The sequence below is a fragment of the Bacillus carboniphilus genome, from assembly GCF_020524035.2.
GTDB lineage: Bacteria > Bacillota > Bacilli > Bacillales > JAIVKR01 > Bacillus_CC.
Map to the genome: position 1 here is coordinate 1,158,893 of NZ_CP129013.1, position 21,996 is coordinate 1,180,888.

Below are 21,996 nucleotides of genomic sequence, written 5' to 3' on the forward strand. Positions count from 1 at the left end.
TTGATTTTCACTTACTGAGGAATTAGTAAAGTAACTTCAACTCTCTCCTCCTCTAAATTAATGTCATTCGCTTTTATCTTATACCCACTGCCTACTTCCAATTCCGTTAACAAGACGTAAATTGATTCTTCTTCTTTATCAATAACAACCTCATTTGGAATGGCATATTGGCTATTAACATAATTTAACACAAATGATACAGGAAGACTGAAACTACCTAAAGTCAAATCATCAACTTTTAACTGTACATTTCCTTCTTCAGTTACAATAGGAATTAAATCCATCGTCATATTAATATCTTTCCCAAAAGCAACTATTTTTCCTACCACTCGTACTTTATCATTTACTATCACTTGATACTGTAATGGTTGATTATTCGATTCTTTTTCTAAAAATTGATTAATGATCCTCTCCACTGCTTCTAAATCAGATTCAAGGCTAATTTCTGCATAACGATCCATCGATATGGGTTCATCAAGCTCGAGTTCAGGTTCACTACTGTTAGTGAATAATAAAACAAACAATGTTGAAATACTCAAAACATTTAAAGCAAGAAGGAGCAAAAAAAGCCCTTTTCCAACTTATATACTTCATATTATTCTCCTCCGTCATTAAAATGAATAGTATCTAAAATTCTGTCAGCCATATTGGAATAGCCTTCCTCATTAGGATGGAATAAATCATCAGATAACAACGTTGGTTCGAAGTTAAAAATGTCATCAATCGAGACGAAATAAATTGGATTGTAGTTACTCACAACTTGTTTGGAAAGTTGATTATAATCACTCATAATTAGTTCAATTTCAGGAATATCAGAAACAAGGTAACTAAAAGGGTTATATAAAGAAAGAAAAACGATAAAAGCATTTGAATTTACATCTCGAATATAAGACAATATTTGATTCAGTCTTTTCTTGTAAGAGGATTGGTCTTCCATAAATTTTTCATAGTCTAACTGAAACACATTCTTTTTAAAAACGTACATAATATCATTCGCACCTATGGTAATAAAGATCATATCCGCATCTTCAATTTTCTTTTTAGTCTCTTCTTCTTTTAATCTCTTCATCATGTTGGTCGTTTTATCACCCTCAACCGCATAATTGGCTAGCTCAATATCAGAGTGTCCTTCTTTTTCAAATTTCTCTTTCACCCTGTCTATATAGCCTCTCTCTTCTTTATCTCCCACACCTTCCGTTAATGAATCTCCCAAACCAACAATCAACATCTCATCCCTTAAATAGGATTCAACGGTATATGGTTTTTGTTTCATGGCAACCTCATGGGAAGCTAAAAGTTTTGTTTCGTTAGTTGTACAACCGATAAGGAGCATAGGTATAAGAACAATGAAGAAGCCTATTTTAACCGCGTTCATTTGTTTATCACCTTCTAATCTTAAACATTTTCCTTGCTAGTCTTTTGGCATATCATATGGGATTTCTTTTTTAAAGGTACTCCATTCATTTTAAAAAAGACTGGAAAAGGATAAAGTACCTGCAACGGTACATCACTCTTCAGTCTTTTTAGACGTTCTTTAGAAAGGTTGTTTTATTGTAATTCCTTTAAATCTTCAATAATCTCATCATAAGGAGTATCTGAATAGCCACCATATTGATTAACAACGTTCCCATCTTGATCAACTAAATAAAAATAGGACTGATGAATGACTTGGTCTTCTCCTTTAGGTTTTTGAGCAATTGTTTTAAAATGTTCATTCGCAAATTTCCCGATTTCTTCTTGAGAATAACCAGTTAGAAAACTCCAATTGGCATGATCTACATCAAATTTTTCAGCAAACTCTTTTAAAACAGCTGGAGAATCAACTTCCGGATCCACACTAAATGAGATAAACTGGACATCCACCTCTTGTTCCTTTGCTTTTTGTTGCAGTTTTGCCATATGAGCTGTCATAGGTGGACAAACTGTGTCACAATTAGTGAATATAAAATCAGCTACCCAAACATTTCCTTTTAATGATTCCAGTTCAAATGTTTCATTATCTTGATTCGTAAAGCTGTACTCTTCAAATTGATTAGCTCCCGCTCCACAACCTGCTAATAATAAAAGAGAAATCAAAACGACTATGCATTTTCTCATCTTTATTCACCTTTTCTATTGTTAAAAATATGTTGTGTTTCTATTCGGCAAAATAGACGAAACCAATTGCGCCCGGGCCTGTATGTGTAGAAACAATAGGTGTAGTTGGACAAATTTCAATATCCTTAAACGTAGACACTTCCATTAACTTTTCTTTAAGATTTATTGCAAGATCGTATGCATCTGCATGAGCAATTCCGACCGCTTTTACCGTTTTCCCTTTTATTCCATTTGAATATTCTTTTACTAACGTTCGAATAACAGCAGAATGGCTTCTTGCCTTATTTACAGGTGAGTATACACCATCTTGAAGCATCGCAATCGGCTTAATGTTCAGTAAAGAACCTATTAAAGCTTTTCCTTTACCAATCCTTCCACCCTTCACTAAATTTTCTAGTGTATCAACTACAACATATAAAGTGGTGTTTTGTTTTACTTCTTCAATTCTGTGAAGAATATCATCGACACTTTTCCCCTTCATTTGCTAACTTAGCAGCTTCTTGCACTTGGAAAGCTAGTCCTCTAGAAATAAAGAAAGAATCAACCACTTCTATATTACCTTCTACCATTTCAGCAGCACTTTCTGCTGAGCGAACAGTTCCACTCATGCCACCGCTCATATGGATTGAAACAATATCATATCCTTCTTTTATATACTTCTCATATACTTCCACAAATGTCCCTACCGAAGGTTGAGAACTTTTAGGTAGCTCCTCTGATTGTTTCATTTTCTCCATAAATTCTTCTGGTCCAATTTCAACTCTGTCTATATAGGTTTCACCTTCAATACTTATAGATAAAGGAACCATTTCGACATTTAAAGACTCTAGTTGTTCTTTCGATAAATCGACTGTTGAATCTGTAATAATTTTGACTTTTCCCATAAAACTCACTTCCTATCCACAATCAATAAAAATTATGTTACACGAATATAACTCTAAAATAAAGAGTTTGAACATTACCTTAAATAAATCTTCTAGTGTGTCCATTTTAACATTTCTACCTATGAAAGTGATACCATTTTTACTATTATGGAAACGGCATTCTCTAAAGAGAAGTCTAAAATAGAGTTTCAATTTACGATGTCACTAACCTAGTCACATTTTTAAATTTAAGTAAACCGTCTTCAATGTTTTCTTTCACTTTGGTATAATGAATCAATAATAAAGATGTTAATTCAACAATTGTTTTTTTCATTTGGAGGTTTTTCATTTGGCAGCTCACCAATTTACTATTAAAGAAGAGGTAGCTAATGCAATCACTCATGGGATAGGGGTCATTCTTAGTGTCCCTGCCCTAGTTTTGTTAATAATAAATGGCGTACAAAAAGAAGATCCTTGGTATATTACGTCGTTTATGATATTCGGCATTTCCATGTTATTACTGTATTTGTTTTCTACACTATTACACAGCATTCCTTATAAAAAAAGCGAGGGCGGTTTTCGAGATACTCGATCACTCGGCAATTTATATTTTAATTGCTGGTACTTATACTCCTTTCACATTAATTACCTTACAAGGACCATTAGGTTGGACGTTATTTGGTATCGTCTGGGGTCTTACCATTTCAGGGATTGTTTTCAAGGTGTTTTTTGTTAAAAAATTCGTTATCGTCTCTACTATTCTTTACGTAGTAATGGGCTGGCTTATTATCTTTGCAGTAAGACCGATTGTACAAGAGATTGGTTTAAATGGTTTTATGTATATGTTAGCAGGAGGTATATTTTATACGCTTGGCTCTATATTTTATGTTTGGCGTGCCTTTCCTTATCACCATGCAGTATGGCACCTTTTCGTTTTAGTTGGAAGTACGTTTATGTTCTTTTGTGTATATTTTTATGTTTAAGAAGAAAAGCGCAAGGGCACCTTTAACCACGCATGATTTTTGTAAAAAAGGCATCTTCCTCATATCGAAGATGCCTTTTTTGATATCGTATAAAACTTAGTAGCTCGGGAGTGTTAAAAGTTATTTAACATCTGCTCAATTCTACCTTTTGTGATATCGCTAATTTCACCGATTGTTTTCTCTGACATCACATCTAGCATAATTGGTGTCCCTATTTCTAATTGAATAGTGGTTGGCTTAATCTTATACAACTTCCATCCTTGATTTTTTTCAAACATATCATATGTCCCCTTTAACGCGACAGGGAGAATGGGAACATTCGCTTTTTTAGCCATTCGAAAAGCACCTGTTTCAAACTTCCCTACCCCTTTACCCTTACTTCTCGTCCCTTCAGGGAAAATAATCATCGAGTGACCAGCTTTTAAAGATTCAATCGCATCATTCAAAGACCGAACAGCTTTTCTCATGTTTTTCCGATCAACAAATATACAGTTCATTGCCTCCATCCATTGGTAAACAAGTGGCAACTTTTTAACAGATTCCTTTGAAAAGAATCCTGCTGGCTTATTTACATATCCTAATAAAACAGGGATGTCAAAATGTCCGTCATGATTACTGATAATAATCACGGGGCCTTCTGGTATTTTCCTTTCTCCTCTAACCAATACATTCGAACCTGTAAATTTTAATACACTTTGCGCAAACTTTTTTGTATGTTCATGAACCATTTGATCGTGCTTATCAACTGGTATGGATTGATTTATTCTCCTTACTTTTAAAAGTTTAGGAGTTACAAAGATTAAATAAAACATAATATAAAAAAAAGTAAATACTGTCCTAATCAAAAAGTCCACCTCTTTATGTTCTGTTCCTCTTATAGTGCGGTTTAAAAAGTAGGGAAAAAAGGACGCTGAAGAACGAGGCGGTGTAGCTTTGAGCACTCACAGTGTACGTTCTTGGTACATGAGGAGCGGAAAAGCAAACCAACAAAGTTATTCAGCCGACATTTTTTTAGGACTTTTTAAACAACCTCTTATATACTAAAAACTGATGATTGTATAAATTACGCTCATCTACAACCCCTTTTTCAGAGGAAACTAATGTCCATTCATTTTCATTAATTGGTGGAAAGTATGAATCTCCTTCAAAGGTAGCGTTAATTTTCGTTATATATAATTTATCTGCAAAGGGGAGCATCTCTTTATAAACTTGCGACCCACCAATAACAAATATTTCTTCATCATTAATCTTCTCTAGTTCATCTAAAGCATGAATGACTTCACAACCTTCTGCTTGAAAGGATGAATTTCTCGTAATCACAATATTTTTTCGTCCAGGCAACGGTTTACCTATAGATTGGAATGTCTTACGTCCCATCACCACTATATGATTCATTGTCACTTTTTTGAAATATTTTAGATCATTCGGTAAATACCAAGGTAACCCATTGTCTTTCCCTATTAAACGGTTCTCATCCATAGCCAGTATTAATGATATCATACACTTACAGCCCCTTTTATTAATGGGTGGGGATCATAACCTTTCAGTTGAAAGTCTTCAAATTGGAAATCAAAAATTGATTTTACTTCTTTATTTAGTTCCATAATAGGCAAAGGTTTTGGGTCTCGCGTTAGTTGCAGTTTCACTTGATCTAGATGATTTTTATAAATATGGACATCACCAAAAGTGTGAACAAATTCGCCCTCTTTCAAACCACAAACATGTGCAACCATCTTTGTTAATAAAGCATATGAGGCAATGTTAAACGGTACTCCTAAAAACAAGTCCGCCGAACGCTGATAAAGTTGACATGATAGTTTTCCATCCACAACATAAAATTGAAAAAAGCAATGACAAGGTGGCAGTGCCATTTCCTCTAATTCTCCTACATTCCATGAATTCACAATTAACCTTCTAGAATCTGGATTTTCTTTTATTTGTTCAATCACTTGACTAATTTGATCAATCGTTCCATTGTTTTTTGTAGCCCATGAACGCCACTGTTTGCCATATACAGGACCTAAATCTCCTTCTTCATCTGCCCACTCGTTCCAAATCCGCACACCATGTTCTTGTAAATATTCAACATTCGTGTCTCCTTTTAAAAACCATAATAGCTCATGGATAATTGATTTCAAATGAACTTTTTTTGTCGTTATTAAAGGAAAACCTTTGGATAGATCAAACCTCATTTGATGTCCAAAAATACTAATTGTTCCTGTTCCAGTTCGATCTTGTTTTTCTATCCCATTTTCCAAAACATGTTTGCATAGTGTTAAATATTGTTCCACTTCATTCACATCCTTAAAAATATTATTTCACAAAAAAAAGAAGCATGTAAAAAAGGAAATGTGCACGATCTCCAACAGCTTCTTTCATTTTACATTCGTTTAAAACATGGTTAATGTTGCATCCAATTCGGTGGAATATTCTCATCCCAATAAATCTTTCCTAAAGAATAATGTTGATTAAACTGGTCTTCAAACGTATGGTAATGAAATTCAAACCAGTATCCTTCTAAAGGTGGGTGTTCTCTTCGTACATGAAACCTTAGTAAATCTTCTCCAGTTTTCATATCATAAATATGAAAAATTTTTTCTCCAGTTCCACCACTAGGCTTTTGTGAAAAGGCAACATAAGTAAACTTTTCTTGATATTGATTATAGTATGTGTTCAATACTTCCTCTACTTGAGGGACAATCAAATCCTGAAATTCCTCTTCAATTACGGGAGAAATTCTTTCACCAAACTTAATGTGAGCTTGCTCTTCAAAATTCTCAACTGTAGTAGATACCCAGTCATCTTCTTCGTTAGTTCCGCTACTCCAAGAGGAGGAATACTCCTCCAAATCAAACGATTCATAAGGTTGTTTAACGGTATTCTTTTGTGAATTATCCGTACTTGTATCGATTGTTAGCGCAGGTGGCGGTGAGATCATCCCGAAAGTGACAATTGAAAAAAGGACAAATAAAGGTTTACGGAGCCATGTTTTCATCGTACCAATCCCATTCAAAAAAAGATACTATTATTCTATCACATTATTCTATTCGTTTGAATCTCTCATTTTACTACTTTTATGATCGTATTATGAACTCACAACCTTTATCGAAAAAAGGTTTCATTCTCTCTAAATATTGGGTAAAATAAATACAGCAGAATCAACTTTTCAAACTATTGATAGGGGGTTTTTTCATGTATGAAACTGCATTGATTGTCGCAAGCTTCGCTACCCTTTCTTACTTTATTTACTTAACGGTGACAGATTAAAAAGAAAAGCGGAAGCAACCGTTTAGCGTTGTAAAAAAAGGCACAGTAAAAAATGTTACTGGGTCTTTTTCATTTTTAAAATAGACTCTATAAGAAGTGATTGGAGTTTTATTATGGAGACAATTATATATTCTTTAGGAATAGTACTTATAATAGGAATAATATTTGAAATATATCGAAGAAAACTAAAAAAGAAATATAACATTACGAAAAAGAAAAAGAAATTAATAGACCTTGATCAATATAGGGGCAGTATATTTAAATATGCGGACCTTTCCATCTTAATCGTATCTTTCATTACCTATATTATAGTCGCAATGTTAAATGTTGATCATATCATAATCCCTATTTTTTGCTTTTTCTTTTTAAGAAGCGTTCTCCATGGATTCGAGGAATGGGTTTATCATAAAGATGAAAAAGCTTACTACTTAATGTGGTTGGATGCTTTTTCATATACTTTAATGTTACCACTTTTCTATATTTTAATGACCATTTTTTAATTAGACAAAAGAACCACCTCGCATAAGAAGAGGTGGTTCTTCACCAAGTATCTTAACAGTTCTTAGAGAATGCCCCTAGTAAATTATCAACAATTCCTTCTAGTGTGTTCCCTTCAATTTCATGTCGATGAATAAAATGGACAACCTCTTTGTCTTTTAATAAGGCCATTGATGGTGAGGATGGCTCATAACCTAAGAAATATTCACGCATTTTCGCTGTCGCCTCACGATCTTGACCCGCAAAAACCGTAACGGTATGATCTGGCTTCTTTTCTGTTTTTGTTATAGCCTCAACAGCTGCTGGTCTTGCTAATCCGGCCGCACAACCACAAACAGAATTAATAAAAACAAAGGTTGTACCTTGAACATTTTCAAAGAAAGAGTTAACTTCGTCTAGTGTTTGCAACTCTTGGAATCCATTGCTCGTTAGTTCTTCTCTCATTGGTTTCACCATTTGTTTCATATATTCTTCATATGCCATTGACAAAATAATCACTCCTTAATTATAACAAAAAAAGATTTTTAAAAAATGCACCCTATTCTACTTTCATTTATTTATATTCTCTTCTAGTAAAGATATTCTAATAGGTGCTAAAAAAAATTGACCATCTATTCAAACACTGTACTACATTTTAGCATAGTTGTCTTTTTCAACAAAACTTAAGACACTACAAGTGCGTGTTCAAAAAGTAGGGAAAAAAGGACGCTGAATAGAAAAGCTGAAGCCCTTTGCTCACATCCGACCAGCATAAGGCGAACATAACGTGAAGGTGTTCCTTCACTAAATGTTTGACTTATGACCTCGAGGATGTAAGGGCTGAAGCTAGACAAGAACGAGGCGGTCTGCTTAAGGAACACAGGCTAAGTACAGCCACGTCGCGAGAGCAACGCCTGCGCTAGCCCGTCCTGGGCGTCGAAGGAGCGGAAAAGCAAACCAACAAAGTTATTCAACCGACATTTTTTTGGGACTTTTTGAACAACCTCTACAACAAATCTTTAATAATCATCAGTCACAGCACCTTTCGATGAACACGTGACACTTCTTGCATATTTAGCTAACAGTCCTCTGCTCACAAGATTGGGAGCTGTCCAGTTACGTTTTCGTTCAAGCAGTTCCTCTTCTGAAACATGAAGGTCAAGACGTTTTTGTTTACTATCAACTGAAATGATATCGCCATTTTTAACAAGGGCGATCGGTCCTCCCTGTTGGGCTTCAGGTGCAATATGACCAACAACAAGTCCGTGCGTTCCCCCTGAAAACCTCCCATCTGTTAAAAGGGCCACTTTATCTCCTAACCCTTTTCCTACAAGAATGGCTGAGATCGATAACATTTCAGGCATCCCAGGTCCTCCTTTCGGCCCTTCATAACGAATGATTAATACATCCCCTTCTACTATCTCTCCATTTAACACAGCTTCAGTAGCTTCTGTCTCATTGTTAAACACTTTCGCCGGACCTGTCAGTTCGGTCGTTTTCAATCCGGACACTTTCGCTACAGCCCCACTTGGAGCTAAACTACCTTTTAAGACAACTAAAGGACCATCTTTTCTTAAGGGGGTTGCTATTGGATAAACAACTTGTTGATTCTCAATTAAATTAGGCCAATCATTAAGATTTTCTTTTATAGTTTTCCCGGTAACCGTCAAGCAATCTCCATGTAATAACCCTTCACTAAGTAATAATTTCATGACTGATGGTACGCCACCTTGCTCGTGTAAATCTTGCATAACATATTGACCGCTAGGTTTTAGATTTGCAATATGAGGGACTATCTTTTGCAGGCGATTAAAATCTTCTAGACTAAGGTCTATATTAGCTGCATGGGCAATTGCCATCAGGTGCAATATAGCATTTGTTGAACCACCTAGAGCCATAACAACTGTTATTGCATTTTCAAATGCTTTCTGAGTGAGAATATCTTTCGGTAGAATACCTTCGTTTAGTAGTTTATAAACGGCCCTACCTGATTGAATCGCATCCTCCATCTTTAAACTAGACTCCGCGGGATTAGAAGAACTTCCCGGCAAGCTCATTCCCATTGCCTCAATTGCAGAAGCCATCGTATTCGCTGTATACATCCCTCCACAAGAACCTGGCCCTGGACAAGCCTTGCATTCAATTTCACGAAGTTCATGTTCCGTTATTTCTCCACTATTATGTTTTCCGACTGCTTCAAACGCCGAAACTATATCAATATCTTTGCCATTTAGTTTCCCTGGTTTAATGGTCCCACCGTATAAAAATATGGCCGGCAAATTCATTCGAGCGATTGAAATGAGACAACCTGGCATATTTTTATCGCACCCACCAATCGCAACGAATGAATCCATTGACTCTGCACTAACTACAGTTTCAATTGAATCCGCAATCACTTCTCGACTTGGTAAAGAGTATCTCATCCCTTCTGTTCCCATAGAAATTCCATCTGAAACAGTAATTGTATTAAAAATCAGACTAGCTGCCCCTTCTTGTTTAGCACCTTCCTTTGCTTTATCAGCCAGTCGGTCGATATGAATATTACAAGGAGTTACTTCACTCCAAGTACTCGCCACCCCTATCATAGGTTTCTTAAAATCTTCATCTGACAGTCCTACTGCTCTTAACATCGCCCTGTTTGGCGCTCTTTTTCTGTCATCACTGATCGCTTTACTTTTATGACGAATATCCATTTTAAACATCTCCCAAGTAAGTATTTTTATAAATATAGATGAAAAAATGTTTTTTTTCAATCTTTTTTGAAGATTTCGATAGTAATAAAAGTAATAACATTTAGAAGGTCGATATTAACCAAGATTATCATCTTTTCTTGAGAGTCAAAAGTTCACCTGTATTTCTTATAAATACTAATAGTTTTTTATGAACTGTAAGGAATTACCCTATAAAGTTTTTTATAGCTTTCTCCAAATAGAAAAAAGCCTAATTCCAAGGAATTAGACCCCTACACTTATCATTTATTCCCTCTTAGTTCTGTCATCTGTTTCCAAATAGACCCTCTTGCTTCTTCCCCTTTTTCAATTCGTTCAATCGCCATTTTCACTTGCATTTTCACTTCAAATTCTTTGTCGTTTTCTGCTTTCTTTAAAGCTGTTAGAGCAGATTCATCTCCTTCTTCATATAAGAACATCGCTGCTCTCCATCTTACGAGCTTATTTGGATCTTCTAAAGCTTCCACCATTGCTGGAATTGCCTGTTTATCTCCTAAGTCAGATAAACAATCACCTGCCGTCCTTCTTACTGTTACTGCTCGATCTTTCAACGCTTTATACAGTAAAGGTAATACAATCGGTTGTTCAATCATCCCTAAATAAACGGTTGCTAACCTTCTAATCGATACCTTCTCATCATTTAAAGCTATTTTTAAGACTTCAAGATCTTCTTCACTTGGATCCATTTGTTCTAAATGAGCATAGCGAACACGCCAGTCAGAGTCTGACAACATTTCCTTTGTAACCTTGTATGTTGGCCTTGCCTGTTCTTTTCTTTTCGTATTGGGCTCAAGTAGTCGTTGCAGACGTTCTTTACTATAGGCAGCGGCTAACTCTTCAACTACCATTTTCCCAATCTCTTCAACATCCCCATAACGCACTCCTTGTTCTTTCCACTCCGTTCTAATACAACATTGCTATCTTTCGTTTGCATAGAAAAAATTGCTTCTTGAAAACGGTCAGGAAGTGAAAAGCGCTTATCTTCATCTCCACTTGTTACTTTGACTTGCATAGGAATACCATTGTACATTTGCACAAAAACTTTATTCTCTCCAAAATCTTCTATTAATTGATTCGTATTATTTTCCGTTATTTTCTCACCAAATAGATTTCTAACTTGAGTCAGCAGCTGCTGCCATTCATACTTAGCATTTCTTTCCACAGCTAAAAAATCAGCAACATGATAAACTCCTTTTATCCCTTCTATTTGTAAAATATTTTTAATCTGTTCTGGAGCATTTTCTATATCTTTTTTTTTGATAGTTATGACTACTTCCCATTGGCAGTTCTTGGTCTAAAATAATTTTCATCGTATTAGGACTTGGAGTTGGCTCGATTGATCGTATATTCATTTAATCATCCTCCTTACATTAAAACTATTCTAACATAGCCTCATCTCAGTAAAAATTAATACGACTATATCACTTCCGTTTTTAAATAATGTTCAATATCTTTCGTTAATTCTTTTGGATTAATTTGAGGCGAAAATCGTTCTATGACTCGACCTTTTTTTGATATTAAAAATTTAGTGAAATTCCACTTTATTTTTGTCTCACCTGAAATACCAGAGAGCTTGGTTAGATAAAAATTCAAATAACGGATGAGGATTAGGTTCATTAACATCCACTTTTGCAAACATAGGAAATGTCACACCGTATTTGTATTCACAAAATTGCTTAATCTCCTGTTCGTTTCCTGGTTCTTGATTATTAAACTGGTTACAAGGAAAAGCCAGTACAGAAAAGCCTTGCTGATGGTACGTTTGATACAGCTCTTGAAGATCTTTGTATTGAGGAGTATAGCCGCATTGACTTGCAACATTTACTATTAACAATACTTGTCCCTTAAATGAGGCTAGTGTTGTTTCTTTTCCATCAATGGTCTTCACATTATAATCATATACGTTCATCACTTATTCTCCTTCTAATTAAAGTATGCATGCTAATTTATTGAAGGTTAATTTAAGAATTTCCATACTCTTATTGAATTTAAGATAAAATGTTGTAGAATGTATGATAACATCTTTATTTATGTAAATAACGGTATTAAATTTTAATATTATGGGGGGATTACTATAATGCCAATTAACATCCCTAAAAGTTTACCCGCAAGAAAAATATTACAAGATGAAGGCGTGTTTATTATGGATGAAGAGAGGGCATTCCGTCAAGATATTCGTCCTCTAAACATTATAATTTTAAACTTAATGCCTGAGAAACAAAAAACGGAAACTCAATTACTTAGATTACTCAGCAACTCTCCTTTACAGATCCAAATTACACTTTTAAGACCAAAAAACTACTCACCAAAAACGACTTCAATGAAGCATCTAGAACAGTTTTATACTACCTTCGATCACGTTTTTAAAAAAAAATATGACGGGATGATCATCACAGGTGCACCTGTTGAGCAGCTGCCTTTTGAAGAAGTTACTTACTGGACAGAACTTTGTGAAATAATGAGTTGGTCTAAAAAGAACGTAACATCCACTCTTCACATTTGTTGGGGTGCACAGGCGAGCCTTTATTATCATTATGGCATTAACAAATATGATTTGCCACAGAAGTGCTCTGGTATCTATCAATATAAAGTACTTACCCATAAGGAAGATTTAGTTAAAGGATTTGATGAGGAATACTTCTCACCTCACTCATGTCATACTTATATAAAAGAAGAGGACATCACCAACAATGAAGACTTAACCATCCTTTCTAAATCTGAAAAAGCCGGAATAGGATTAATCCTTTCTAAAGATAAAAAATTTATTTTTTTACCTTATCATCCCGAATATGACCTTCTAACGTTAAAGGAAGAGTATGAAAGGGATAAAAAAAGAAAATTACACCCAACCATTCCGAAAAACTATTTCCCTCAAGATAACGCAAATCATAGGCCTATTTTCACTTGGAAATCACATGGATACTTACTTTTTTCGAATTGGCTAAATTACTTTGTCTATCAAATTACCCCTTTCAAGTGGTCATAAAAATAATTTATATACTGTAAGAATTTCTTAACAAAAATTGATTACTTTTATGTTATTATGTTTAATGGAAGTATTTACCCGAATCTTGTTGTCTTATTAGGTTGAGGTGAGATGGACATTGAAAAAGAAACCAAAAATATTAATCTTAACTGCTAATTATGGAAACGGGCATATTCAAGTAGCCAACAGTCTCGAAAAACATTGTAAAAATTCGGGAATTGATGTTATTGTATCAGATTTGTATGGTGAATCACACCCTTTAATTGCTGATATCACTCGTTTTCTGTATTTGAAGAGCTTTTCAATTGGAAAACAATTTTATCGTTTATTTTATTACGGTGTTGATAAAATTTATAATAAGCGAATGATGAATCTATATTTTAAAATGGGCAATAAGAAGCTTCATCAAATCATACAAAAAGAGAAACCGGACATCATTATCAATACGTTTCCAATGATTGTAGTACCAGAATATAGAAGAAGAACAGGTGTCGTCATTCCAACTTTTAATGTCATGACAGATTTTTGTTTACATAAAATATGGATTCATGAAAACATTGATAAATATTACGTTGCGAGTTCAAATGTAAAAGAAAGACTAATGGAAACTGGTACTCTTCCATCTAATATAAAAGTTACTGGAATACCTATTCGTCCTCAGTTTGAAAAAGAAAGAAATATTCAATCTTTGCATAAAAAATATAACTTAGATCCCAATAAGAAAATATTATTGATTATGGCAGGAGCACACGGAGTATTAAAAAATGTTGAAGACCTTTGTAAAACATTTTCATCCTACGATCATTTACAAACGGTTGTTGTATGTGGAAACAACCACTATTTAAAAGATTCTCTGACCCATATTGAACAACAATCTCAAGAGAGAGTAAAAGTACTTGGATATGTTGAAAGCATTGATGAACTTTTTAGAATCTCTGACTGTATGATTACAAAGCCTGGTGGAATTACACTAATGGAGGCCTCAGCTTTAAAGGTTCCTCTTATTTTATTCAAGCCAGTACCGGGTCAAGAGAAAGAAAATGCTTTATATTTTGAAGAAAAGGGTGCTGCTTTTATCGTCAATAAAATAGATGAAATTTACGAGGCCGTTGATCAACTATTAACAAGTCCAACATTAATTAATACAATGAAAAACAACATTCATACCCTGTTTAATCCTAATGCAACTGAAACGATTATAAATGACATCCTTGAAGAATCAGAGAAGATTTATCGTCAAGAGCTTTATTTACATTCTTGAAGTTAAGAAAAGCGCAAGCGCTCGTTTAGCAACGAAGGGTGAGGAAAGTCAACTAAGTACAGTCACGTCCTGTGACTAACGCCTGCGCTAACACATCGTGTGCGTCGGAGTTGCTGGGCAATGGAGCTAGACAAGAATATAAACCGCCAGCTAAATAAGGACCTATTTATACTTTCTTACTCTGTAAAAAAAGGAGCATTATCTTCTGTTTCGTAGATAATGCTCCTTTTATGTTACCCTTTTCTTTTTAACATATACAACCACATGAATGATAAAGCCTGTTTTAAATCATTTGGTAAAGAATCAAAATTTTGGTTTGACACTCCTTTTCTATACACTCCCTTTCCGTCCACTACTGTCCAATTATTTTCTAAAGCCAACCTCTCAAATTCCCATGGCATCATCGTATTACAAATAGATTCCTCATTGTGTAACCTTGGAAAACTATAAGTTCTAGGATGAGCAGTGGGTCCTAAAATTCCTATTAATAAAAAACCACCCACTTTAACTACTCTTTTTAATTCTTTTAAAGCCGCTAATGGATGTTCTGTCCATTCTATAGCATTAATAACCATCAACGCATCAAACTGTTGATTTTCATATGGTAAATCCATCATATTTGCTTGTTGAAAGGATAAATTTACACCCTTCCTATTTCTTGCAATTTTTATCATTTCGTGAGAAAGGTCAACACCATGTACTTTAAAACCTTGCTCCATTAGTTTTTGCGATCCATACCCATCTCCACAGCCAACATCTAATACTTCACAAGGTGATTTTATATGCTGTGTAAAAAAGGGAATGATATCTTTTCTACTTCCGTTATCCCACATAGTTCGGCTCGATTCATTCCAATCTTTTGCCGTCTCATCCCATTTTTTCTCTGAACGTTTAGACCAATTTTCACTCATCCTATTCCTCCTAAATAAAAATCTAGAATTATTCCTTCAGAACCCACATTCATTATACCAATTTAACCTAAATTAATTACCAAACTTTTCACATTTATTGTTGTGTATCCTTGACTTCTTTTCTTTTAGTCGTGTATAGTTGAATTATCATTTAACATTAATATGCGGCTAGTAGACCATATTAATGTTAAATGATAAATATGTTAAGCACGACTGTGCAAGTATTAGGAGGATAATTAAGCATGCAACAAACTGGAAAAGTAAAATGGTTCAATAATGAAAAGGGATTTGGCTTCATCGAGGTTGAAGGAGGAGACGATGTATTCGTTCACTTCACAGCTATTCAAGAAGAAGGATTTAAATCATTAGAAGAAGGTCAAGAAGTTTCTTTTGAAATTGTTGAAGGAAACCGTGGACCTCAAGCTGCTAATGTTTCTAAAATCTAACATATACCTATATAGATTTGAAAGAGACTGCTTTTCGCAGTCTCTTTTTTGTATTGAAAACCGCTACTTTAGAACACTTGAATAGTAAGTACATATAAAAAAGATAATAAAAAGAGGAGGAGGTGTAGTTAATGGATAAAATTAATCATCAAGGGTTAATTAGTGGCTTAAGTGATGAAGAGCAACTTGATTTAGCTGTTAAAGCGGCTCAAAAAATAACAAGTAGTGCCACGATGCAATTAAATGAAGAGGTTAAGAAAAATGCAAAACAAGCTGTTTCCGATGCAATCGTGCAATATGAGAAGGTAAAATCCTCTAGAGAAGAACATAACGAGCAATTATTAAATGAACAACTAAAAAAAATAAATGAATGTCAACATCAATTGAACACTTCTTTTAAGTAAGAAGGGAACTTAACTGTTCCCTTCTTTACTTTGAAGATAGCTTCCATAATGTTTCACTTTCTGTCCTACCGTACACTTATTTATACAAAAAGAGTGGGCATACGTTTTGCCAAACTCTTTTTTAAAATGTTTTTTTAAGAAGCAATCTGTACAATAATCATCCATCAACTTTGTCACAGTCTCAATTACTTGCTTTTTTTCCATAAATTCATCTCCAATACAAACCTCCATAATCGTAGTATATGTGAAAATGCTAATAGTAAATCAACTCAATTTTGTTTAATTTCAGTTGGCTTATCCTAAACAGCTTTTAAGTTAAGCTTAATTTTTAATTCTAACTCCTCCATTACTGCTAATATGTGATCTTGACTAAGGGCTAACTTCAATTCTTGAAAGTTTAACATGTCAAAATCGGTAATCTCACAGAATATTGTCGCTAATTCTTTACTAATAAAGACCGATTCTCTTCCTTCTGTTAATTTCTTCTTATACCGGTTATATTTTTTATCTAATTGATCAATTTTTTCAAAAAGCTCTTCTACCGAATGATACTCTTGTACTAGAGGGAGAGCTGACTTTTCACCAACTCCAGGACATCCGGGGATGTTATCACTCTTATCACCCAATAATGCCTTCACATCAATCCATTGCTTTGAGTCTATTCCATATTCACTTTTAAAGTGATTAATTGTGTATATAATCTCTTCTTTCTTTTTCGCAATGATTTGTGACGTCTGTTGATTAAGAAGCTGAAGGAGATCTTTATCGTTACTATAGATTAAACAACTACCTTGTGTTTCTTTTGTCCATTTTGTTGAAAGAGTGCCAATTATGTCATCCGCTTCATATGGTGACATTTCTAATTGTTTTATTCCGATCATATTAAGAACTTCTTTTAGCGTTTCATATTGTTGTATAAGAGGTAACGGTAGTTCATTTCGCGAAGCCTTATAAAAATCATACTTTTGTCTTCTACTTGTGTCTTCTCTCTTTACATCCCATGCAACAGCAAGATGAGTAATTCCATGATCATTTATTAAATTAAATAATTTTTGAAAAAATATTCTTAATGCATTCGTATATTGGCCTTTACTTGATTTTTGTATTTGATCTTCTGTTTTATTATAAGCAGTTGCAAAATAACCCCTACTTAACAAATTGAAACCGTCAATTAGTAATAATGTATCTTGTTTCATAATAAATAACTCCTTACTTTTATCACGGCATGTATGTTTAACATATATGCCCGAACCTTGTCGATATCACTCATGATAGCATCTTGTTATGTTTATGTATATATAATCTGGCTCTTGTTCATGCTTAATAAACGAAACAAATTGATAAAAATTGTAAAATCGCCAACGTGTTGTTTGGCGATTTTACAGATTCTTATTGTGCTATTTTTTCTTTGAATTCGATAACTTACTCGCCTCTACTTCTGCATATGAAACAAAACTGTTATCATCTTTTCCTTTTACATTATTATTTCGTTTCGCGTTAGCATTGGCATTTTTTGTTCTGCCCATTTCTTAATTCCTCCTTCATCATAAAGGTGTTCGTCCAAGAAAGGGCTACTCACTTTTTAAACGAACACTTTTATCGTGTGCAATTCATGGTCATTCATTCAGAGGAACTTCTTTTTCACATATTCGTGCACCATTTCTGGCGTCACCATTTTCCTTGTCGGAACAATCCCTCTTTGGGATAGGTGATTCATTTCTTTTGTAACTTGATTAATTTTTTGTACATCGAATGGTTTATTTTGTCTACATAAGCTTACTGCTTCATCAATCAATGTTTCTCTTAATTGCTCCAGATGAAGAAAGCTCTTCACATGTTGATGTTGACTATTGCTATGCTTTGTTATCTCTTTGTGTACTTCACTCATATTTTTTCCTACTTTCTATTGAGCTAACTGCCTTTTGATCTCTTCTAAATTCTCAACTACTTTTTGATAGACTGTTAAATCTTTTTCATTAATCGTGGAGGTTAATTGATCTAAATAGTTTGTTGTTTGCTCTGCATAATCTTTCTTCACTTGTTGCAGTGCATTATTATAAGCTTCTTGATAGTATTTTGTCCAGTCCAGTAAATATTCCTTTGCCATTCTCTCAAAGGTTTCTGAGAGCTTAACCTGAAAATATTCTAAAAGCTGCTCTTTACGCTCTTTTTCGATAAATTGTTTAACACTCTTATAAGGAGCATGAATTTTATTAGGATCAAAAGTTAGCCACTCTTGCAAATTTACATGAACATACTTTTCCTCAATCAATAGATCTTCTAAGTGAACATGGTCGGAAGAAGGTATATGGCTATATATCACTTTCTTTATATAATTTTCAATCCTTACAGTCGTTATCGACAATTCATTGAAAATTTCTACTTCCATTAAGTTCACAAATTGTTCAAAACAAGAAAGTAAACAATCTAGCATCGACTCTTGTTGATTAACAAATTGCCCAGGATGATAGCATTCCTTAAAAAAATCACTTATTTTCATCGATAAACGCTTTTCAACATAATGAAGTAATTGCTCAATTTCTTGTGTAACAGCTAAATAGCTAACTTGAGAATCGACTCCATCCATTTTTTGTACCAATCTTTTATAATGAATGCTCCATTTATCAATTGTCTCTTTTCTTTCTTTTTCAGATAATGTTTGCAATGATATTTTTTCTTTCATGAGATGAATGATGGACGTTATGTCCTGCAGTCCAGTATTCACTAATAGAGAACTTACATCATGCTCTAAAAAATAAGAGAATTGATCTCGAAACTCTTGAAACTCATCTGTTTGCTGGTCTTGTTCTTTCTTACTAGATAATGCAAATAATCTATTTTGTAACTGAAATTGTGCTAACCGATTTGAAACATAATCAGTTACTTCCTGCCTTTCAACTTCATTTTTGGCTAAGTCGATCGCATTAACAATAAAGAAATTTTTATTTAAAGTAAATGTATCCTTGGTTCTCTTTAATTGTTCAATAAACTGTTGATCCGCAATGGAGAATGGATGATTATAGTACGTTAAGTATATAATCGCATCTGATTCTTTTATATATTGAAACGCGAGTTCTGTGTGACGTTGGTTCATTGAGCTGCTAAGCTCCTGGTGTATCTACAATTGTTACACCACTTCTTGTTAAAGAGCAGTCATAATAAATAACAATTTCTTCTATAATAACAGCTTCTTCTTCTTTTACTGCATATGTTTGTAATTGGTCTATTGAGATTACCTGCTGTTTCTTCTTCTTTTCTAATAAAGACAAGCCACTTTTATAGACTGATGCTCTTTCCTTCACTGATATCGAACCGTTCTTCGATAATTGTATTAAGCCTTCTTCTATTTCGACATCTCTATATCCATGTTCGTTTAAAAAACGATGAATTTCTTTTTGAAAGTTTTCTCTTGTCTTATAGGAAATGACAACTTGCTTATGCATAAAGATAGAATTCGGCCTTGTTAATTTTGTGATGACGGCTGTTGTTGGTGTAGGTGAACTTGGAAAAATATTATCCTTAATCCATGCGTTTGCAAAACTTGATTTTCCTGCGCTAAACGCTCCAAATAATGCGACCGTAAATGTTTTATTTTTAACACTTTTTGCTCTATTTTGGAGCTTGTTCGCTTCATTTTCAAAGCCATCAATCTTCTGAACTTCAACACTCGCCTGTAAAAGGAACTGATCTGGCTCTTTTAACCGAGGCATTTTCTTTTTACGTCCGATTTGTTTTGTCTTTGTTTGTCCTTTTTGTTTTATTTGAAAAGGCCATTCATCTTTTTTCATGTAATAAACGTTATGATCATCTTTTAAAGAGGAATGTGACCCATCAATCTGCAAAAGTTGTTCCCTTTTCTGCTTAATGTTGTTCACGCGTTCCTTAACCTCTGTTAGACGTTCAATCTTTTCTGTCAGTTCAATAATGATTGCCGATTTTTCATCTATATTTATACGATTTCTTGTCTCAAATTCATCTTCTATATGATTTAACATTGGATCTAGTGAAGACTTGACCATTCTTGAAACATAGTTTTTTAAATCTGCCCCGTATTGCAAAACATATTCATTATTAAGAAGTGCTCCTTCTTTTAATACTCTTTCAAAATCATCACTGTCCAGACAAAGCTGAAATTCGTTCATTTCTTTCAAAATGGTTGGATCAGATAATTGGTTTTGATCATAAAAAGATTTGAGCTCCTCTCTTAAGTGCCAATTCAATTCAGCATCTAATTGCTTTTGAAATTGCGTGATTAATTCTTGAATACGCTGTTTCTTTGTTTGTTCCGTTTTCTTTTTAGAGAAAACAAACCCTTTTTTAAAGGTATCCTGTTTCACTTCTATAAAGTTTTCAATGGACTCACGTATATGAAAAGGAGTTAGATTGGCATTACTTATGATCGATTGAATGGATTTTCTTAGCTCTCCAATTTTGTTTAACCCTTCTGATGCAATAATATTAAGCTGTTTCTCTACTTGCTTTCTTTCTTGATGCAATGAGGGTAGTTTCTTAATATCCTCAAGAGAAGTTTTTAAATCCTCTCTCACTAAATGGATTTGTTCCTCTTGCCAATCATCCAATAAGGAATCAATACTCTCTTTTATTGAACTACGCTTAATATTATGTAAAAGTCGATAAAGATCATTCTCTAGTTCGTCATTATATATAGAAGTAAACAAAATATTCTCTTGCTTTAATCCAATTGGTATAAATGTCCCTTGGATTCTTTTTTCGTATTCAGACCAAGATATCTCCTTTTCATTATGCTTATCAATTTGGTTTACGATTAAGAAAATATTTTTTCCTTTATTGATTTGATTTTTAATGAACTGTATGTTTTGCTCTGATTGAACATGATGGTAGTCGGTAACATAGAAGATTGCATCGGCTAAATAGAGGGCATTATTAGTTCTTTCTTGATGCCACGTATCCGTTGAGTCAATTCCAGGTGTATCTAACAACATTAGATTTTCTTTTAGATTAAAATCATCACTTGAGATCTTTACTTTTTCAACCTCTTCTCCTTTACACAATAGTTGAATCTGCTTCGGCTGAATGCCTTCAATCCATCTGTATATTTCCCCATCCTTTGTTGTGGCTTCTACCATATTGTTACCTTTACCGAGCATAACAATGGTCGAACTTGTTGGTACAGGACTTGATGGCAATATTTCTCCAAGTACAAGAGCGTTTAAAATCGAGGATTTCCCCGCTGAGAAATGTCCAGTAAAAGCTATATATATTTTTCCACTCTCAACTTTTTCACTTAAATAAAGCCACTTATTTCTCTCCGATTGACTTAATTGATCCTTAATGTTTTCGAATATAGATAGTATTTCCATTTTCAATTGATTTACTTTCATTATTTTTACCCCTTTGTCTTACAGTCAATAATCCAATTGTACATAAATATGAAACGAATGGGTATACGTTATCACAAAAACAAAAAACCAATCTATGTCTTCATAAATTGGTTCAAGTATCACTGTTATATATGTAAAAACGATATTTAGAACATAATAAAAATCCTTACGTTTAAGCTAGTAATTAATGGTGACGCCATTCTACACAG

24 protein-coding genes and 4 pseudogenes are annotated in these 21,996 nt (G+C 34.0%); 6 read left to right on the top strand and 22 right to left on the bottom strand.

Annotated elements, in window-relative coordinates; genetic code table 11:
- Positions 1-11: 11 nt before the first annotated feature.
- The 5 genes and pseudogenes from LC087_RS05860 to LC087_RS05880 form a co-directional block, all read right to left on the bottom strand.
- Positions 12-563, bottom strand: a complete 552-nt coding sequence (locus LC087_RS05860; protein WP_306020316.1) for a YpmS family protein — start codon at positions 561-563, stop codon at positions 12-14.
- Positions 564-595: 32 nt separating this feature from the next.
- Positions 596-1,375, bottom strand: a complete 780-nt coding sequence (locus LC087_RS05865) for a GDSL-type esterase/lipase family protein (protein WP_226538478.1) — start codon at positions 1,373-1,375, stop codon at positions 596-598.
- A 173-nt stretch (positions 1,376-1,548) separates the two neighbouring features.
- Positions 1,549-2,097, bottom strand: a complete 549-nt coding sequence (locus LC087_RS05870; protein ID WP_226538479.1) for an SCO family protein — start codon at positions 2,095-2,097, stop codon at positions 1,549-1,551.
- Between the two features lie 40 nt (positions 2,098-2,137).
- A pseudogene (locus LC087_RS05875) lies at positions 2,138-2,981 on the bottom strand (DegV family protein).
- Between the two features lie 193 nt (positions 2,982-3,174).
- On the bottom strand, positions 3,175-3,309 hold the full coding sequence (locus tag LC087_RS05880; protein WP_264189759.1) for a hypothetical protein: 135 nt from the start codon (positions 3,307-3,309) through the stop codon (positions 3,175-3,177).
- Between LC087_RS05880 and trhA the strand changes: the two are divergent.
- A pseudogene (trhA, locus tag LC087_RS05885) lies at positions 3,310-3,943 on the top strand (PAQR family membrane homeostasis protein TrhA).
- 113 nt (positions 3,944-4,056) lie between these two features.
- Here trhA and LC087_RS05890 read toward each other — a convergent pair.
- The 4 genes from LC087_RS05890 to LC087_RS05905 form a co-directional block, all read right to left on the bottom strand.
- Complete coding sequence (locus LC087_RS05890; RefSeq protein WP_226538482.1) at positions 4,057-4,788, bottom strand: lysophospholipid acyltransferase family protein; 732 nt, start codon at positions 4,786-4,788, stop codon at positions 4,057-4,059.
- Between the two features lie 166 nt (positions 4,789-4,954).
- Entirely contained in the window at positions 4,955-5,443 is a 489-nt protein-coding gene (locus LC087_RS05895) for a dihydrofolate reductase (RefSeq protein WP_226538483.1), read from the bottom strand.
- A complete protein-coding gene (locus LC087_RS05900; RefSeq protein ID WP_226538484.1) occupies positions 5,440-6,234 on the bottom strand; it encodes a thymidylate synthase in 795 nt (264 codons plus the stop codon). The genes LC087_RS05895 and LC087_RS05900 overlap by 4 nt, the downstream gene beginning before the upstream one ends.
- Positions 6,235-6,344: 110 nt before the next feature.
- Positions 6,345-6,938, bottom strand: a complete 594-nt coding sequence (locus tag LC087_RS05905; protein WP_226538485.1) for a YpjP family protein — start codon at positions 6,936-6,938, stop codon at positions 6,345-6,347.
- 385 nt (positions 6,939-7,323) lie between these two features.
- On the opposite strand from LC087_RS05905, the gene LC087_RS05910 reads away from it, so the two are divergent.
- Entirely contained in the window at positions 7,324-7,710 is a 387-nt protein-coding gene (locus LC087_RS05910; RefSeq protein ID WP_226538486.1) for a DUF4181 domain-containing protein, read from the top strand.
- A gap of 52 nt (positions 7,711-7,762) precedes the next feature.
- Here LC087_RS05910 and LC087_RS05915 read toward each other — a convergent pair whose 3' ends face one another.
- The 6 genes and pseudogenes from LC087_RS05915 to LC087_RS05930 form a co-directional block, all read right to left on the bottom strand.
- The gene (locus LC087_RS05915; RefSeq protein WP_226538487.1) at positions 7,763-8,197 is read right to left on the bottom strand and encodes a BrxA/BrxB family bacilliredoxin; all 435 of its coding nucleotides are present in this window, start codon (positions 8,195-8,197) and stop codon (positions 7,763-7,765) included.
- A gap of 509 nt (positions 8,198-8,706) precedes the next feature.
- On the bottom strand, positions 8,707-10,380 hold the full coding sequence (ilvD, locus tag LC087_RS05920; protein ID WP_226538488.1) for a dihydroxy-acid dehydratase: 1,674 nt from the start codon (positions 10,378-10,380) through the stop codon (positions 8,707-8,709).
- 278 nt (positions 10,381-10,658) lie between these two features.
- Positions 10,659-11,264, bottom strand: a complete 606-nt coding sequence (locus LC087_RS19600) for a HEAT repeat domain-containing protein (protein WP_371932686.1) — start codon at positions 11,262-11,264, stop codon at positions 10,659-10,661.
- A 6-nt stretch (positions 11,265-11,270) separates the two neighbouring features.
- Positions 11,271-11,683: pseudogene (locus tag LC087_RS19605) on the bottom strand (virulence factor); the annotation flags it as partial.
- Positions 11,637-11,768 carry a hypothetical protein gene (locus tag LC087_RS19610; protein WP_371932652.1) on the bottom strand — a complete coding sequence of 44 codons (132 nt, stop codon included), beginning with the start codon at positions 11,766-11,768 and terminating at the stop codon, positions 11,637-11,639. The gene LC087_RS19610 and the pseudogene LC087_RS19605, both read right to left, overlap by 47 nt.
- 64 nt (positions 11,769-11,832) lie before the next feature.
- Positions 11,833-12,325: pseudogene (locus LC087_RS05930) on the bottom strand (glutathione peroxidase).
- A gap of 168 nt (positions 12,326-12,493) precedes the next feature.
- On the opposite strand from LC087_RS05930, the gene metA reads away from it, so the two are divergent.
- On the top strand, positions 12,494-13,402 hold the full coding sequence (gene metA / locus LC087_RS05935) for a homoserine O-acetyltransferase MetA (RefSeq protein WP_226538491.1): 909 nt from the start codon (positions 12,494-12,496) through the stop codon (positions 13,400-13,402).
- A 118-nt stretch (positions 13,403-13,520) separates the two neighbouring features.
- Complete coding sequence (locus LC087_RS05940; RefSeq protein WP_226538492.1) at positions 13,521-14,663, top strand: diglucosyl diacylglycerol synthase; 1,143 nt, start codon at positions 13,521-13,523, stop codon at positions 14,661-14,663.
- A 233-nt stretch (positions 14,664-14,896) separates the two neighbouring features.
- Here the strand turns inward: LC087_RS05940 and LC087_RS05945 are convergent, their stop codons facing one another.
- Positions 14,897-15,574 carry a class I SAM-dependent methyltransferase gene (locus LC087_RS05945; protein ID WP_226538493.1) on the bottom strand — a complete coding sequence of 226 codons (678 nt, stop codon included), beginning with the start codon at positions 15,572-15,574 and terminating at the stop codon, positions 14,897-14,899.
- Positions 15,575-15,816: 242 nt separating this feature from the next.
- Between LC087_RS05945 and cspD the strand changes: the two genes are divergently transcribed.
- A complete protein-coding gene (cspD, locus tag LC087_RS05950) occupies positions 15,817-16,020 on the top strand; it encodes a cold-shock protein CspD (RefSeq protein WP_226538494.1) in 204 nt (67 codons plus the stop codon).
- A gap of 131 nt (positions 16,021-16,151) precedes the next feature.
- Entirely contained in the window at positions 16,152-16,424 is a 273-nt protein-coding gene (locus LC087_RS05955; protein WP_226538495.1) for a DUF2564 family protein, read from the top strand.
- A 9-nt stretch (positions 16,425-16,433) separates the two neighbouring features.
- Here LC087_RS05955 and LC087_RS05960 read toward each other — a convergent pair whose 3' ends face one another.
- From LC087_RS05960 to LC087_RS05985, 6 genes are all read right to left on the bottom strand, one after another.
- Positions 16,434-16,628 carry a zinc-finger domain-containing protein gene (locus LC087_RS05960; RefSeq protein WP_226538496.1) on the bottom strand — a complete coding sequence of 65 codons (195 nt, stop codon included), beginning with the start codon at positions 16,626-16,628 and terminating at the stop codon, positions 16,434-16,436.
- A 95-nt stretch (positions 16,629-16,723) separates the two neighbouring features.
- Entirely contained in the window at positions 16,724-17,620 is an 897-nt protein-coding gene (locus tag LC087_RS05965; protein WP_306020326.1) for a 5'-3' exonuclease, read from the bottom strand.
- 201 nt (positions 17,621-17,821) lie between these two features.
- Entirely contained in the window at positions 17,822-17,950 is a 129-nt protein-coding gene (locus LC087_RS05970; protein ID WP_264189760.1) for a hypothetical protein, read from the bottom strand.
- Positions 17,951-18,048: 98 nt separating this feature from the next.
- Positions 18,049-18,312 carry a YpbS family protein gene (locus tag LC087_RS05975; RefSeq protein ID WP_226538497.1) on the bottom strand — a complete coding sequence of 88 codons (264 nt, stop codon included), beginning with the start codon at positions 18,310-18,312 and terminating at the stop codon, positions 18,049-18,051.
- Positions 18,313-18,327: 15 nt separating this feature from the next.
- A complete protein-coding gene (locus tag LC087_RS05980) occupies positions 18,328-19,518 on the bottom strand; it encodes a dynamin family protein (RefSeq protein WP_306020328.1) in 1,191 nt (396 codons plus the stop codon).
- Positions 19,519-19,525: 7 nt separating this feature from the next.
- A complete protein-coding gene (locus LC087_RS05985; protein ID WP_306020330.1) occupies positions 19,526-21,787 on the bottom strand; it encodes a dynamin family protein in 2,262 nt (753 codons plus the stop codon).
- Positions 21,788-21,996: the final 209 nt, after the last annotated feature.